The organism is Flammeovirga sp. MY04 (assembly GCF_001682195.2).
GTDB classification, from domain to species: domain Bacteria; phylum Bacteroidota; class Bacteroidia; order Cytophagales; family Flammeovirgaceae; genus Flammeovirga; species Flammeovirga yaeyamensis.
Genome location: NZ_CP003560.2, coordinates 79,920 through 97,532 on the forward strand (window position 1 = coordinate 79,920; position 17,613 = coordinate 97,532).

Genomic DNA, 17,613 nt, shown 5'->3' on the forward strand with positions numbered 1-17,613 from the left:
AGTCTTCTAGTATATATGTTAAAAGCTCGAATCATGATTTGACTGAGCTCTTTATAATTTTTATTTAATGAAGTATCCTATTTATATCAATAATTTATTCCTTGATTAAGCGTATTGATTTCGAATAATCAGGTGTAGATAATTGAATAATGTATACTCCTTTTGAAAAAGTACTTAATCCTAAATCATATTTATTTCTTGATGTTAATTTCTTATTTATTAATGTACTGCCCAAAGGATTAAATAACTTTAATTCTACAGTATCGTAGTTTTTCCCAAAGTCAATAGTAACTAACTCTTTGGCAGGGTTGGGGAATACTTTTGGAGTGATAGCACAATCATTGTCTATGGAAGTAATAGTCATATCAAAACAATCGGACAAAGTCTCACAAACATCATTTGAAATTCTTACCGCATAAGTTCCGTTTGCAACCGGAGAAAAAGAGGAAGAGGTCTGACCAATAATTTCTTGTTGGGTAGAACAATTGATCCATTGATAAGTGGCTCCTTCCTGAACTGCTGTTAAAGTATTTCCATCTACTAGAACTTCATTACTCAAACCTTCACATTCAATACTAATCTCTATTTCAGTTTCTGTTTCTACCCCTTTATCCGAAGTAGCTACTAAGGTTAAAACATGGTTTTTTGCTGGTAAATTTTGAAAAGACTCCTCCTCCCAAACATAGGGAGGAGTTGTTCTTTCACCGTAGAAGTTTCCATCAATAAATAATCTCAAATATTCAATTGTTCCTTCTGAAATCGAAGCGGTTCCTTCTACTTTAAAGATGGTATTTACTAAGATACTTTCACCATCATCTGGAGTAATAAAACCTACAGATGGGCTAATCGTTTTTTCGTCTCTGAGTTCTAAAAAATAGACTTGGTAGGGTGATAACACTAATTGATTGTTTAGAGCCTTACCCGTCATTAAATCAAAACAGAAAGTTCCTTTCGTTGCATTTTTTAGATTTACTGTTACCTCAGCATCAGTATTTCCTAAGTTGACAAGTGCCAAGATTTGTTTTCCATCATCGCTTTTAATCGTTCTCCAAAAACAACCTTTTCCAATACTTGTATTGGTCTCAACAACCTCAACATTAGGCACCTCTTTTACATTACTAATTGCAAGATTCGTCATGTTACCTAATGAACTACTTTGCTGAGCTCCATTTAAAGTTTTTGTGTGACTTTTACCGTATTCATTTTTCTTTAATGAATTGGCATCTACAATTACTTTTCCTCCTGCATCTATAAAACTTTGAAGGGCATCTATTTCAGACTCTTTTACTGATTCTGTATTGTATACTAAAATCACATCCCATTCATCTTTTTCTTCTTTGATGATATCCTCAGTAGCAAAACCAATTGGAATACCTTCAAAATATAGTTTTTGATATACATTATGAATATCATCTTCCATATAGCCATCTCTATTTATGGCAGTTGTTTCAGAATAAAAGATACGAATAGGCTTTTGTGCTGACTGAATTTTGAATACCTCATCACCAAAAGAGTTTAAATCCATCATGGTCGATTGAACCTGTGCCAATACTTTAGGTTGATGAGTGACATCCACAATGTATCCAGAATCTTCGGGTCTTTTGCTATCTATTTTACCATCAGAAAGTCTAGACCATACCCAATTTGATGTTGCTGATAAGCCATGTAAATGACCAAGCCAGTAAATTGAGTTTACATATTCAGGATCAATTTCTTTCAGCATAAAACTAACAGATGTGAGGTAATGATTTTCAGAATCATAAATGAATTGATTGGGTTGTACTGACTTAAAGAAATCAAACATGATGGTTGTCGGTAACCACTCCATTGCATAACGGTCTTCCCAATTATTATCACCCCACATCTGAGCATTTCTAGCATCTGCATCAACACCAATAATGTCAGTTAATCGAATTAAAGCTTCGAAATCCATACCATGATCTCTCGCATTATCTACCCATAACCAAGGCATCAATTTAATGTGGACTTTCGCATCTGGATCGTATTTTCTAATTTCTTGTCTCACCCATGCAAACCAATCCGTAATTCTATTTTGATTAAACCTCATCCAATCAAACCAAATAGGAGAACCCTGTTTATCGCCACTCATTGGAATTTGTACATCAACGTCATCAAAAGAAGCAAAACTACTTCCCCATTCTGCATTTAAGTCTGCAATAGAATTATGTTGATTACTTAACCAAGTTCTAAATTTAATTTTGGTATACTCAGATACTTCACCCGAATTCCAAACACCCTCTTTAGTAAAAAAGCTTGGTTCGTTAAACAGCATGTAACCCAATTTGGTAAATTTCTTTCCTTGAATTAATGGAACGAAATGTTCGAACATCTTACCATACAATTCTTTAGCACCCGGGTGGTCAACATCGTATTTACCATAATGTCTGCTACCCACATCAAAGTTGTCGTATTTTTGATAAGCCCAACTTGGAATATTGTTGTTGTCGATAAATACAGAACCGATATTCTGTCCATCATTACTACCAATACTATTGTAGGCCCACTCTTTATAAGTCAAATCTTCATTCAAATAACTAGGAGTAAGATATTCTCCATCATAAGCACCAAAATACTTTTTGGTGTCTTCTTCTACATCATCAGGTTTCCAAACATAGTCCATTAAGAAAACCGTCTTGCCATTTTGTGTAAGATGATTTTCATTTCTAACGATGTTGGAATAATCTACCAAAGGTGTTACAGGTCGCACAATATCTTTGGAGATCACCTGATGAAGATGTGAAATAGTTGTTTCTAGAAGTTCAATTGTTTTCTCTCTTTCAAAATCAGGCAGTTCCTCTGCGAGTTTTTGAGCATCATCTTTATACGTTGGATGCCAACCGTAATATTTAGTGTTTTCAGAAACAGACTGTTCATCTACCTTCGCAAATTCAATAAACAATTTTGCTGTGTAGGCAATCATTTCTTCTTTTTGAGTATCAATGCCATTTTCATTGGCAGTTAGAATAAGTGATTCTAAAGAATCTATTTTAGTTTCAACTTGTTCTTCTAACGTTTGTCCGTAAACAGTAAAGTTTAAACCAATAAGGAGTAATACTGTTGATATTAAAAAATTACATTTCATTTGTTGTCAATAATTAAAAATTATCGGTTCATTTATATTTCTGAAGTTAAATTGACTATGTTTTTAAGTCTCTTTTTTCATTCAGATGAGTAGTTTGTACTATATTTTTTTCCTTTTCCATAATCCCTTTCATTTTCTGAATTACTTCAGGATGTTTAGAGGCTTCATTAATTAATGCTGTACCACTTTTATCTACTTTGTATAATTCAATCAGGGCATTTTTATTCTGTTTTATACCTTTCCATTCACCGAGTAAAATAACCTCCCAATCTTTGGTCTCATTTCCATGCCAGTAGACATAGTTATTATTTCGAATTAAATCGGTATTGCTAAACTCATTCAAAAATGGAATTTTCAAGAATTCAGTAAGTGTATTTATCAAGTGGTCTGTGGAAACGATGTCTTGTTTAATTTTTTTAGATTCAATCATATTTTCCCAACAAACAACAGCCCACATTTTATAATTATCAGTTTGATTCAATACCGAATGCTCGATAGATTTCTGTCCTTCTAACCACACCACTATGGTGTTCTCATCACTTAGCTTTAAAATCGATTTTTCTATTTCGTTTTTACTATTACCGTTAGCATTAATAAGAATACTGAAGGGGTGATTTTTAGCATGTATTTCTGAAATTTCATTTTCAATATTTTCTTTAAGACATGCAGTATAATATCCCTTTTTATTCAATTCTTTATTGATGAAAGTCATATCGTATATGATTCCATCCAATCCATTTTTATCGAAAGGTGCGGACAAACAATTTTTACTGTATAAATTCTGAAATACCAATCCTTTTTCCACTAATGCAGTAGAGTGATTATTTTCTTCTGATAAGACTACAATTAGATTAGGTTTCTTTTCTTTTCGTTCATCATTCTGATGACAACCAATGCTCATTAGAATAAATACTATAAAATACTTTTTGATAAACTTTACCATACTCACACCGCCATTTATTTCTTCAAACAAAGCATCAAGGTATTGATCACCTTATATTATTTAAGTGTATTATTATTTGTCTTAATGCTTAATATCAAATGTATTCTTCTTGTGTGATCAAAAAGTGTTCATTGGTAAAAAATAAGTGTTTATCGATAAACCAATATATAAAATGCTGATAATGTATTGATTGGGGTTTAATTAGCTCATTGTCTCTTTTTTAGAATATTTTGCTCTTTTTTTGATGATAAAATTAAGATTTATGATGCTTGTTCTTATTTATTCATTTTTACTCTTAAACACGGTAATTTATCATTAAGCACAAATGCACTTGATTTAGTTGTTTGGTTTACAGTTGTTTGAGTGATCTTGGTTTGTTGAGGTAATTTATTAATTGAACAATCTAATTCATTAAATTTACAATCCAATTACTCGTATACACGACGGAATTACTGCAAAACACTTAACCTATTTTTTCATCTATCAAATTTACATTATAGCCATTGGAGAAATGGGACAATTAAATTTTTTAGTATGAAAGGATTCATGAAAATAGGAGCAACTCTTTTATTATTTACTTTTTTGTTTGGGTGTAGTGCCTTGGCAAAAAAGCAGAGTAAGACTTCGTCAATAGAATTAAAAATCAATGATAAGACAGATGCAACGCCTGAAGTTTTATCCATTATCAAGAACTTAGGAAAAACTAAAACCAAAGAAATTATTTTTGAAAAAGGAGTTTATCACTTTTACCCAGATAAAGCTCTAGAGAAGTTTTGTTACATGTCGAATCACGACGATTTGATGGTAAAAACAGCTTTTCCATTATTGAATTTAGATAACGTAACGATTAATGGAAATGGGTCGACTTTTATTTTTCATGGGGTGATGATTCCTTTCTTGATTGAAGAAAGTTCGAACATTCAAATTAATAATGTAACTATCGATTGGGCGATGCCTTTCCATAGTGAAGGGGAAATTATTGCTAATAATAAGAAAGAACATTCATTTGATTTAAAAATATCGAATGAATACCCTTATGAAATTAGAAATGAACAGCTTTATTTTATAAAGGAGTACTACGAACACAACCTCGGAGAATCCATTTTATATGATAAAGAAAGATATGCTGTAGCATATAACACTGAGGCCTATACACCAATAACGTTGTGGGATTATTCAGCAGTTACTAGAAATAGAGATCAGGTAAAGTACAAGTATGAGGTCGATTCAAGAGCACCAGAGCAAAGCAGAATTGGACGTCAGTTTAGAATTAGGGCAGAAGAAATTAAGCCTGGTATTGTTAGAATTTATAACCATGGTAAGAAATTACCAGAAGTAGGAAAGATTTTAATTGCCAAGGGATTGCATGGTGAAAATAGAATTGCTCCAGCTTTTAGATTATTAGATGTAGAAAATTTTAAAGCAAAAAATGTTACAGTTCACCACGCTGGTGGAATGGGGCTAATTGCTCAAAATTGTAAGGATATCGAATTAAATAGATTCGAAGTTTCACCATCAAATGGTCGTATGGTTTCGACCACTGCAGATGCGACACATTTTGTAGGATGTGCTGGTAAAGTAGAATTGATTGACTGTGTGTTTCAAAATCAATTAGACGATGCTACGAATGTTCATGGTACTTATCAAAAAGTAGTTGATGTACTAGACGACCACCGATTGGGTGTTAGAATGGGTCATTTTCAACAATTGAATTTTGATTTAGCAAAACCTGGAGATCAAGTTGGTGTAGTTCGATTAGCCGATTCTTTTCATGCATACCATGAGTTGACAGTTGTATCTACAGAAAAATTAAATGATAGATACCACATTATCACATTTAAAGAAAAAGTACCTTCAAAAATTAAGGCAGGTGATCTATTAGAAAACCTTACGGCGTATCCTTCTCTTACTGTTCGAGGATGCAACATTAGTAATAATAGAGCAAGAGGATTACTTCTATCAACTCCTAAGAAAGTGGTTATTGAGAACAATTATTTCCATACAGAAATGTCAGCAATATTGATTCCTGTTGAAAGTGGTCATTGGTATGAGTCTGGAAGTGTTTCTGATTTAGTTATTAGAAATAATGTTTTTCAGGACTGTAACTTTGGTGGTTTAGATCATTCCGTTATTCGATTTGTAACAGATGATGATAATCAAAATATCGCTTTTAAAAATATTGTTATTGAGGACAATACAATCAATACATTTGATCACTTGGTTTTTGAAATCTCTAATACTCAGAACCTAGTAGTCAAAGGAAATAAGATTAATAAAAGCAATACATTTTCTCCATTATTTAAGGGCAATCCAATCATTCAAGTAAAATCTTCTGAGAACATAGTTTTTGATGGAAACGAAATTAAAAACATAGAAGGAAGGGTATTTGAAATTGATGATTTAACGAAGAAAAACTCTCCCAATTTATTTAAAAATACAGACTTAATTGAATAAGATCATGAATACTCTTTTAATTGATTCGAGTTGACATAATCATTAGTATTTCACTTAAAATGGTTTATTTTTGTGCTAATTTAATGACAAGCTAAACTAAATAAGAGAAATCATTTCGCAAGCTGATGACCAAATCAAAAGCTTAAAACTATTATAAATTATTAAAGTATGAATAATGAACAGATTACATTTTTTAATGGATAAGGTTTTTTATTTTCTTATCCTATTTCTATTCATTTCGATCAATATTAATGCACAAGATATTACAGTTTCGGGGCAAATAAACGAACAAGAAAACTCCTCGTCTGTAATCATCAAAGGTAAAGCAATGTTGGCCGATAATGAATATATTCCCGGAATGAACATCTTGATTAAGGGAACAACTATTGGTACAATAACTAAGTTTGATTCTGATTTTCAATTAGAAGCAAAAAGGGGAGATGTACTTATATTTAGTAACATCGGCTACACTTCTAAAGAATGGAAAATTCCAATGACAGGAAATAATTTCAAATTTTATGTAAATGAAAATTTAGAAACTTTAGATGAGGTGGTGGTAATTGGTTACGGTACTCAAAAGAAAAAGGAAGTTTCTGGAGCCGTGGCTCAAGTAAAATCAGATGAATTAACTCAAATGGTGGCTAGTGATGTGGGTAACGCCATCCAAGGTCGAGTGGCAGGTGTAAACGTGTCAGCATCATCAGGACAGCCAGGTGCTGCTGCCAATATTCAAATACGTGGTATTTCTTCTGTAAGTGGTAATAACACTCCTTTATATGTAGTAGATGGTATTCCTCAGGATGGTGACCCTAGATTGAATCCTTATGAAATTGAAACAATGGATATCTTAAAAGATGCTGCATCTTGTGCTATTTATGGTACTCGTGGTTCTAATGGTGTAATTCTAATTACCACAAAGAGAGGTAAAGAAGGAAAATTGAAGGTAAGTTATGACGGATCAGCAGGTGTTTCTTTTATTACTTCTGATATTCCTTTGATGAACACCCAAGAACAATTGTATTTTAATACAGTTTGGCAACGTAATGTGAATGGTACTCATGATGAGGAAAACAACCACACGATAGAACAAACACCTGCATTTTTAAGAAACGATACTAACTTAATGAAGGTGGTTCAGAATGATCAAGCTTTTACTCAGAATCATAGTGTTACAGTAGCAGGCGGAAATTCGAACTTCTCTTATTCTGTAGTTGGTGGTTATGTGGAAGAAGAAGGGGTAATTATCAATTCTAACTATCAAAGATTTAATGGTAGAGCAAATACCTCATATAAAAATAAGAAATGGCAAATTGATACAGGTATTGGTTTCTCCAACGAAAAAACAAGATATGCACCATGGAATATCCTTACTCAAGCAATGAAGTACTATCCTTATCAACCACCTTTATCTCCAGATACAGAAGAGGTAGGAGGTAACGGTACCAATGCAGGATATACTCCTGAAACATTAGCCATGAACTGGGTATTACAAAGTTTAAAAATGGATGATCAATTGGACAATGATCGTTTTAATGGTAATGTGTATGTTGCTTATGAGTTAGCAAAAGGATTAAAAATTTCTACTCGATTAGGTGGTACTGTACAAAATGGATTAAGAAAAACAGTTTCACCTCTTCAAAAGATTTATAACAATCAGGGAGAATTAATTAACGACCCAAGAGAAAGTTTTGTAAGAATGATGAGCCAAAGAGGAACAAGTTTAGCTTGGGAATCTGGTTTAAATTATCAAAGATCGTTTGGTAATCATAAACTAACTGCTACAGCTGTTTTCACAATGGAACAGTATACTTATGGTCAGTTTACAGGAGAGAAAAGAGCAATTACTGATAACAGTATCACAGTAATTAATGGAGCAACTCTAGATCCTAACGTGTATTCTGGTATGAATCCTTGGAACAGAGATCGATCGTCGAATCTAATAGGTTCATTGGCTAGAGTAATGTACGATTACAAAGGGAAATACCTTTTAAGTGCTTCTGTTCGTAGAGACGGTTCTTCGAAATTTGCAGAAGAAAATAGATGGGGCTTATTCCCTTCAGTTTCTGCCGCTTGGAATGTAGCTGATGAAAATTTCTGGTCAGACTTTAAAGAAACTGCCGGAACATTTAAAATTAGAGGTTCATTTGGTACAACAGGTAATCAGAATTTTGCAGACTATGCTTACTCACCAACTATTACACAAGGTATTGATTATATCTACGGTGTTACAGGAGCTGATTACTTAGCACTAGGTGCGATTCAAACTGGATTTAGTAATGAACTAGTAAAATGGGAAACTTCAGTACAATCTAACTTAGGTATCGATTTAGGTATGTTTAATGATAAGCTAACTTTCTCTGCTGATATCTATAAAACAGATAAAAGAGATATGCTATTCCCATTAAGAACTCCTCCTTCTGCAGGAGCAGGGTCTGGTCAAGGTGCTGATGTTACTTTGAATGTAGGTAACATGACAAACCAAGGTATCGAATTAGCTTTAGGATACAGAACAATAGATAGAGCTGTGAACTGCGGAATTACAGGGACTTACACTAAAAACCAAAACGTAATTACTCAAATGAGTGGTACGAACGATTTGATTTTGATGAGTGGTGGTCAGCTAATCGCAGATGATTTGAACTCTCAAGTTACTGGTATGAAAGAAGGGTATGAAGCAGGTGCTTATTTCTTGATTCAAACAGATGGTGTTGTTAACTCAGCTGAAAAGCTTGAAGAGTACAAAAAGATCAAACCTGATGCTCAAATGGGAGATATGATCTTTGTGGATGCCAATGGTGATGGTGTGATTAACGACGATGATAGAGTATACAGCGGTAGTGCACTACCTGATTTCGAATTGGGTGCCATCTTCGATGTGAGCTACAAAAACTGGGATTTCTCTATGCAATGGTATGGAGCATTCGGAGGTAAACTGATGAATGGTTCAAGAGCTGTTGCTTTTAGTAATGGTCGTCATGCTGATTTAGTAAATGTTTGGTCAGAAGCCAATTCAGACGGTACTATTCCAGCTTGGAGAGGAGATAGTAAAAAGCATGTAAACTATGCAGGTTATACCGATTTTTGGTTAGAAGATGGAACCTATCTAAGACTAAAAAATATCATGATCGGTTATACACTTGGGACGAAAGGGAAGAACAAATTAGGAATCAACAAAATGAGAATTTACATCTCTGGTCAGAACCTAATTACCTTGACTAAGTACACTGGTTTTGACCCAGAAATTGGTGGTGATGGTTTGAGTACAAGAGGATTGGATAGAGGTAATTATCCAGTAGCAGCAACTGTGAGAGGAGGTATTCAACTAGATTTTTAATAAGAAAAAAGCATTATTATGAGCAAGATTAGATATATAAAATTATTTCTTGTGATATCAGTACTATTAGGATCATGTACTAATTTCTTAGAAGAAATCAATCCTAATGAAATATCAAAAGATAATTTTTGGAAGGATTTAGACCAATCTCAATTGGGTTTGAATTCAGTTTATGCAGCCTTATTTCATCATGATTTATTGGCTATTCAAGAAGAAGCAGTACGTTCTGATTTAGGTTACCCAGGGTATGGTCGACCTTCACCTCAAAGTAATTTTATTGATATCGCATGGTATAATCAAACGTTTAACGCAGGAACGGAAAGCCTAAATAAAAAATGGGAAGCATTGTACACTGGTATTTTTAGAGCAAATCAGGTGATAGAAGGATTAAACAATCTTAAGCCTAATTTAGCTGAAAAAGACTACGATAGATGGGATGAACAAATGGGACAGGCTTTGTTCTTTAGAGGTTTATATCATTTTTATTTGCATTCATCATACAATAATGGTCGTGTAATTATCAGAGATTATGTTCCTGTTACAAAAGAAGATTATCAAAAATCGGTTTCTTCATCGGAAGAAGTGATTGCCTTTTTTAGAAATGACTTAAAGACAGCATTAGAGATGTTACCCTCAAGTTATAGTGGAGCATCAAATGTGGGTAAAGTAACAAAAGGGACAGCATCAACAATTTTGGGTACATCCTACTTGTACCAAGAACAATATGATTCAGCTATTTATTATTTCGATGATGTGATGAATAATCCTGATTATGGATATGAATTGGTATATGATACTGATTTACTGTTCACTCACGCAGGCGAACATAACAAAGAATCTATTTTTGAAATTTCGTTCTCTATTGACCAAAGAAAAGATCAAGGTGTTTGGGATGAGAAAGGATCTCATAACCGTTTAGCAAGAGCATTTTCACCAGCAGAAATGGATGGAGGTAGAAATGTTATTCCATCAGCTTGGATTGCTTATGCTTATAAAACAGAACCCATGGATCAAAACGATCCTAGAAACTTTGTTATAGATGCAGATGGTGTTTCTAAACTAAGAAATACAACATTAAGAGCATCTTCCATGGTAGCATTGGTACAAGATGTAAACACTCCATATTACCAACAAGCGTCAGTTCCACAAGGTACTCCTTTCAGTAATTATGAATACGCATATTATAAGAAGTACACCAACTTCGACATCTATGAGTCTGAAATGGATTCACCTCTAGGTGTATTTGCCTCTGGTAAAAACATTACAGTAAATCGTCTTGCCGATGTTTACTTGATGTATGCCGAAGCACAATTAAAAGGAAATGGAAATGTTGAAGAAGCATTAAAGTACATCAATAGAATTCGTCACCGTTGGGCATTAAGATTATTAGGGACAGCATCAGAATTTCCTAGCTCGGAACATGATAATACAGCTTATTCAGTAACCTCATTGATGAATCATATCATGTATGTTGAAAAGCCGTTAGAAATGTCTGTAGAAGGATATTCAACTAGAACAATCGATCTTAGAAGATGGGATATTTCTAAACAACGTTATTCTGAATTAGCACAAGAAGTGTATCATCTAGGCGATTATGAGAAATGTTGGGTGGACGAGGAAGGAAATCTAAAAGATAGATTATTATCCACTTTAGAGCCAGGAGCAAAACCTGCGGATAACAATGGTATTGATATTAAAGATTTCCAACAAGCTGCAGCAAATTATAATAAGAATCTACATGCGTATTTACCAATTCCATTAAGCGAGATTCAAAATAATCCAACAGTAGGACAGTAGGGAACGGTTAAATAAAGAAATTATGACAAACATAAAATATATAATGGCTATCCTTTTCGCATCCCTTTTTATGGGATGCGAAAAAGCAGATTTGTCACCAAAAAAAGCAACTGATGTATCTTGGTATACTAGTCAGTTTAGAAAAGGAGTATGGAATGTAGGATTAAACGAACATACTACATTTATGAATCTATCTCAGAATTATGTTGATAATAAGTGGGAGATAGAGCCAACCTTATATTTTTTGGATGGAAGTTTTCCAGAGGGAGCTGAGGACTTAACTCCATACATCAGAGAAGATCTGGATAGAGAAACTGCAGATTTATCTGCACATGTATTATTTACAGAACCAGGGTTGAAAAAAGTGAGAATGTACACCACATTTCCCGATTCTGTAACCTTTAAAGGGAATGATACACTTCCTTCGTTTTTTGATCCAAATATTAATCTTTGGGTAATTGATACCACTTTTGTTATCGATGTATATGATACTTTAAAACCTGAGTTGGAAGTTTATATTAACGATATCTTACAAAAGCCAAATTCAAATCCTGAAGTAATTGATACTTTAACTTTTGAAGCAGGTACATTAGTAAAGTTTGTTGATGTGACCACTCAAGGTAGACCCAATAGTAGAACTTGGAATTTAGAAGGAGCTCGTCCTTCTGGGTCGACAGAACAAGAAGTAGAAGCTATGTATGTTACAGAAGGTGTATTTACTGCTTCTTTAGCTTCAGCAAGAACAGGAACGCAAATTCCAAATGCGAATGCATGGATGAAAGTGCCATTTATATTTAATGTAACTGAGTCAACTCAATCGTTTACAGCTTTAGGAACTGCATCAGAATTGGCAAACGAAACGATTACAATTCCACTAAACATGGAATCTTCTCCATTCACAGGTCAGGAAGATAGCTTTGTGGTTCGTGTAGAAAACGAAGGATTCAATGAAGTGATTCCAGTAGCATTAGCTTCTTTAGACAATAGTGATAAAACTCTAATTACATTGAAATTAACTCAGCCAATTTACAATACTGATAAAATCACAGTTTCCTATACAGGCGGTAATATCTCGAACAGTAACGGTAAATTATTAAGCACATTCGAAGACATTGAAGTTGAAATGCATGTGGAAAATTTATTGGATGCAGAAATCTTTGGCTTCGAAAAGGATCACGGTAATTGGACTTTCATGGATTGGGCTTGGGGACCTGCACATACGTTTGTAGATACAAAAGCATATAGTGGTTTCTATTCTATGAAATTAGAAGCATTAGGTGGTAATAACTTTACGTATAATAAAGTCACAATTCCTGAAACTAAAGCAGGAAAGAAATACATGTTTACCTATAAAGCATGGGTAGATGCCTCGACAAATACGAAGTCTTTCAAGGTGATTAGAAATGAAGATTGGAAGCAAGTTAGTATAAATGATTTTGATCAAGTTCCAAGAGAGCAATGGGTAGATTTAAAACATAATTTTGATGGATTGGACGGTCCAAATACGTTTATGTTCGCACCAATTGATAAAAATGATGGAGCATGGGGTGGAGATCTATTGATTTACATTGACGATGTTCAATTAATTGAATTAGAAATAAGACCTTAATAAACAGGGTAGTATATACTAAGTAGTAGTCGGTTTCGGCTACTACTTTTTTTATTTATTGAGACAGAAGAAAAATATACTGATAAACACCTCTCATTAGCTTAGATTTTGGTACTTCAATCTACTGTAATCACATTATTTAATGATTCTATTAATTAAAGTGAAATCAAAAATAACCAAAGTGAAATGTTTTATTTTTGAATCAATTTTTAATCGTTGATTCAATTTTTTGTCCAAGATATGAGAATAAATAATTATGGTTTGAACTATACTTTGTCCTTTTTTCTCTTCCTACTTCCTTCCTATTTACTAGCTAATGACTTTGTGAAACATTTCTCTATGCACGAAGGTCTTTCACATTACGATGTTACTTCAATAATTGAGGATCAAGAGGGGTTTATATGGATAGGAACTTATGACGGTTTAAACAAGTATGATGGATATGAATTCAAAAGTTACAGAAATGATTTAGAAACAACTCTATTAAGTAGTAATCGTGTTCGTAGCTTGTATGAGGATAAAAGTGGAGTGATATGGATAGGAACTGATGAAGGAATTACGCTATATCATAAAGCCACCTCTTCTTTTGAGATATTTTATTCTTTTAATAAAATGATCAAAGGAGGTAATGGACCAATTGTAATTCAATTTATAGAAACCGATAATTTTATTATTGCTCTAAGTGAAGACGAGGGAATATTATTATTCAACAAGGAATATCAATTTATAGAAAGATTACAACCCAATCTTTTTGATAAAAACCCAGACAAGACCTATAGTATTTTACAACTCGATCAGTCAAATTTCCTAGTGGCCGCCTCGAATGGTATTTTGTCTCTTGATATCGACAAAAAAGAATTTCAACTGATTTTCGAAAATCGAATCAAAGAGAGTAGAGGATTGTATAAACACAATGGCGAAATATGGGTAGCATCAAATAGTGGTTTATTTATACTGCAGAATAGAAAAGGGGATTTAGCCATTAAAAATCAAATATTCGAGGAGATTGATGATTGTAGGAGTTTAATAAAATTTGATGATCATTTCCTTTTAGGAACGAATAAACTAGGCGGTGTAAAGATCTCATCAGATAAGCTTCAAATGCAACCCTATTTATTTGATGAAAAAGAGGAATTAAAACCAAGTTTTTTTTATCAATCAGAAAAAAGCGGCTTATGGATCGGTACTTTTAATAAAGGTATCTTTTGGGTCGATCAATCCAATAAAAAAGGTTTCAATAATGTAAAAATTAGTAATGAAACCGAAGTGAAAAGTAAACATATTATTGCTCTAAATAAGTGGCAAGATGATCAATTAATCATTACAAGTAATTCCGGAGGAATTGGAGTATTCGATGTGAATACACATAGTTTTCAACCTCTTAATTTAGATCTTCCCAATGTGTTGGAAAAGAATATTGCTTACACTTTCAAAGACAGTTATGGTGGAATTTGGATGGGTACAGGAGGTGTTTTTGGTAATTTTTATAAAAGAAAAGGGGATCAGAAATACATTAAAATAGAAAGCGATGTAGATAAATATATTAATTCATCTGTAATAAGAACTATTCAAGAAGATCAATATGGTAACATATGGTTGGGATGTGTTCAAGGGGTATACAAGATAACATTTGATGACCAAAGGAGAATTAAAGAAATCAATTCCATCAATAATCATCCATTATTTTCATTAGATAAAATATCGAAAACATGGTCATTGTTAATTGATAATAAAGAGAACATTCTTTGGATTGGTACAGAAACACAAGGATTATATAGAGTAAAATTAAATAACGACTCATTTAAAGAATCAGTTATTGATAATTTTACAGTCGATAAATCAATTGGTTTGAGTAGTGATTTTATTTCTTGTGTGGTTCATGATAATCAAAAGAATCTTTGGATAGGAACGGAACAAGGTGGTTTTTGTAAAGTGTTACAGCCTTATAGTGATCAGCCAAAATTTAAGGCCTTTTCGGAAAGAAATGGACTAGACAATAATGGTGTAAAAAGTATAGAGGTAGATAATGATGATAATTTATGGATCTCAACTAATAAAGGGATTAATAAGTTTAATATTAAAAATCAAACGTTTCAGAAATTTGGTCCAGAAGAAGGAATTGATGTAAGTGCATTTGAAAAAACATCACTTAAATTAAATAATGGGATGTTGTTTTTCGGTGGAATAGATGGTTTAACGTATTTCTTCCCAAGCTTAATTGATACAAAAGAAACACCTTCCAACTTTAGATTTGGAGATTTTAAGGTGTTTAATCAAGTTGTAAAGCCTACTGAAGAGTTCAATGGCAGGGTGATATTAAATACAAACATCTTAGATGGTAGTGAAATTGTCTTAGATCATAATGAAAACTCCATCACAATTGAATTAATTTCACTGCATTTCGGCAATAACGAAAACCACAACATTAAGTATAGATTACTTCCTCAAGACAATGAGTGGATGAAGATAAAATCATCTACCAAATACGCTACATTTAATGGCCTACCTACAGGGAAATATGTATTTGAAGCATCAGCATCAGATGCTTTGGGCAATTGGTCTGAACCTGTAAGATTAAATATTAAAATTAAACCACCTTTATGGGCAACATGGTGGGCTTATCTAACTTATACCTTGGTTGGATTAATTATTCTTTTTGTCATCATCAAATTGTTGCTTCGTACCAAAAGTTTGAAGCATACATTGGAGATTGAACAATTGGAATTAAATAAAGCCAATGAGGTGAATGATGCTAGAATGCACCTTTTCGCAAATATTTCTCATGAATTTAGAACGCCTCTCACTTTGGTTTCAGGTCCTATTGAGATCTTGAGTAAACGTCTATCTCATCATGAAGAATATACAAAACACCTTAGTTTGATCCGTCGACAATCGAAGAAGATGTTTCAATTGATTGAACAAATTCATGATTACCAAAAAGCGGAAAAAAACATTCTAAAACTGGAGTTGAGTAGTTTTGATTTTAATGAATTTATTAGGGAAATAATCTCTGATTTTAATGATACTGCCGAGCGTACAAACAAGACCCTTCAGTTAATCGGAAATGATGCTCCATTATTTATTATGGCAGATAAAAATAAGCTAGAAAAGGTATTTAATAATTTATTGAATAATGCTTTCAAGTTTACGGGTAATAATGATGAGATCATATTAAAATATAGAAATACCGAAAATGTTTTAGAAGTATCTGTTTCAGATACAGGTAAAGGGATAGATAAAAAGGACCTTCCACATGTTTTTGAACGTTTTTATCAATCTTGGAAAAGGAATACTATGCACGTTGGATCCGGAATTGGTTTAGAGTTCTCTAAACGTTTGGTAGAAATGCATTATGGATCGATTGAAGTGGAAAGTACCTTAAATGTAGGTTCGAAATTTACGGTATCTCTCCCTGTAAAAATGAGTCCTGATAAACAATTCGAAAGTGAGAATGTGAAAGACATGATCAGAATTCAAGATAATGAGGAAAAAGAAGAAATTTCAATTAACGATTTTAAGGGTACCAATAATGCACAAGTTGACCCTGTTTTAAAATCAGAAAAAGTTTATATCGTAGAAGATAATGATGATTTGAGGTTGTTTATTTCTAATGTCTTATCGGATCATTTTACTATTCAAACTTTTACAGATGGTTTGGAATGTATGAAAGCAATGGAAACAGAATGGCCTGATTTGATTATAAGTGATATAATTATGCCTAATATGAATGGACTTGAATTATGCACTAATGTGAAATCGAATATTCAGACAAGTCATATTCCTGTTATTTTACTAACTTCTAAATCTGCTTTATCGGACAGGATCAAAGGGTTAGAAATGGGAGCAGATTCTTACATAAACAAGCCTTTTGATTTAGATCATCTAATAGTAAGGACGCAAACTTTATTGAATAACCGTAAGCAATTAAGGGAAAGGTTTCAATCTGATTTCCCAATTTCATTAGAGAAAAAATCGAATGAAAGTTCTAACGATTTATTGTTTATGGAAAAGCTGTATCAATACTTGGATCAGAATTTAGATAATGAAGAATTTAAATTGGACGATTTAGCCAAGGACCTACATCTCAATAGAACTCATTTTTATCAGAAAGTAAAAGCGATTACAAACAGCACACCTTATGATTTGTTGAAAAGTTATCGATTAAAGAAAGCTGCTCAGTTTTTAGTGCAAGATGATTTATCAGTATATGAAGCTTACTTAAAAACAGGCTTTAAGAGTAGGTCTCACTTCAGTAAAATGTTTAAAGAGAAATATGGAGTATCGCCGAGTAAGTATAAACAAAGTGATTTAGAAGAAATGGAGAATTAATATCTTCAATTTATCGATATGACATTTATTTTGATGGAAAAACA

General features: G+C 33.0%; 7 protein-coding genes. 5 read left to right on the forward strand and 2 right to left on the reverse strand.

Features of this window, described 5'->3' with window-relative positions; all coding sequences use genetic code 11:
• Window positions 1–94: 94 nt before the first annotated feature.
• Together MY04_RS00290 and MY04_RS00295 are read right to left on the reverse strand one after the other, a co-directional pair.
• Window positions 95–3,103, reverse strand: a complete 3,009-nt coding sequence (locus MY04_RS00290) for a T9SS type A sorting domain-containing protein (RefSeq protein WP_066204637.1) — start codon at window positions 3,101–3,103, stop codon at window positions 95–97.
• A gap of 55 nt (window positions 3,104–3,158) precedes the next feature.
• Complete coding sequence (locus tag MY04_RS00295) at window positions 3,159–4,076, reverse strand: hypothetical protein (protein WP_158297493.1); 918 nt, start codon at window positions 4,074–4,076, stop codon at window positions 3,159–3,161.
• A 504-nt stretch (window positions 4,077–4,580) separates the two neighbouring features.
• Here MY04_RS00295 and MY04_RS00300 point away from each other — a divergent pair.
• The 5 genes from MY04_RS00300 (at window position 4,581) to MY04_RS00320 (ending at window position 17,569) form a co-directional block, all read left to right on the forward strand.
• Entirely contained in the window at window positions 4,581–6,500 is a 1,920-nt protein-coding gene (locus tag MY04_RS00300) for a right-handed parallel beta-helix repeat-containing protein (protein WP_101958121.1), read from the forward strand.
• 175 nt (window positions 6,501–6,675) lie between these two features.
• Window positions 6,676–9,834: a SusC/RagA family TonB-linked outer membrane protein gene (locus tag MY04_RS00305; RefSeq protein WP_084005709.1), complete on the forward strand. Its 3,159-nt coding sequence runs from the start codon at window positions 6,676–6,678 to the stop codon at window positions 9,832–9,834.
• 18 nt (window positions 9,835–9,852) lie between these two features.
• A complete protein-coding gene (locus MY04_RS00310; protein ID WP_066204647.1) occupies window positions 9,853–11,631 on the forward strand; it encodes a RagB/SusD family nutrient uptake outer membrane protein in 1,779 nt (592 codons plus the stop codon).
• A gap of 43 nt (window positions 11,632–11,674) precedes the next feature.
• Complete coding sequence (locus tag MY04_RS00315; protein WP_066204652.1) at window positions 11,675–13,240, forward strand: hypothetical protein; 1,566 nt, start codon at window positions 11,675–11,677, stop codon at window positions 13,238–13,240.
• 240 nt (window positions 13,241–13,480) lie between these two features.
• Entirely contained in the window at window positions 13,481–17,569 is a 4,089-nt protein-coding gene (locus MY04_RS00320; RefSeq protein WP_084005710.1) for a hybrid sensor histidine kinase/response regulator transcription factor, read from the forward strand.
• The last annotated feature ends 44 nt before the right edge of the window (window positions 17,570–17,613 follow it).

Bases quoted from the DNA above. Each gene is read 5' to 3' on its own strand.
- MY04_RS00290 (WP_066204637.1), bottom strand. From the start codon at position 3,103: ATGAAATGTAATTTTTTAATATCAACAGTATTACTCCTTATTGGTTTA.
- MY04_RS00320 (WP_084005710.1), top strand. From the start codon at position 13,481: ATGAGAATAAATAATTATGGTTTGAACTATACTTTGTCCTTTTTTCTC.
- MY04_RS00310 (WP_066204647.1), top strand. From the start codon at position 9,853: ATGAGCAAGATTAGATATATAAAATTATTTCTTGTGATATCAGTACTA.
- MY04_RS00305 (WP_084005709.1), top strand. From the start codon at position 6,676: ATGAACAGATTACATTTTTTAATGGATAAGGTTTTTTATTTTCTTATC.
- MY04_RS00315 (WP_066204652.1), top strand. From the start codon at position 11,675: ATGGCTATCCTTTTCGCATCCCTTTTTATGGGATGCGAAAAAGCAGAT.
- MY04_RS00300 (WP_101958121.1), top strand. From the start codon at position 4,581: ATGAAAGGATTCATGAAAATAGGAGCAACTCTTTTATTATTTACTTTT.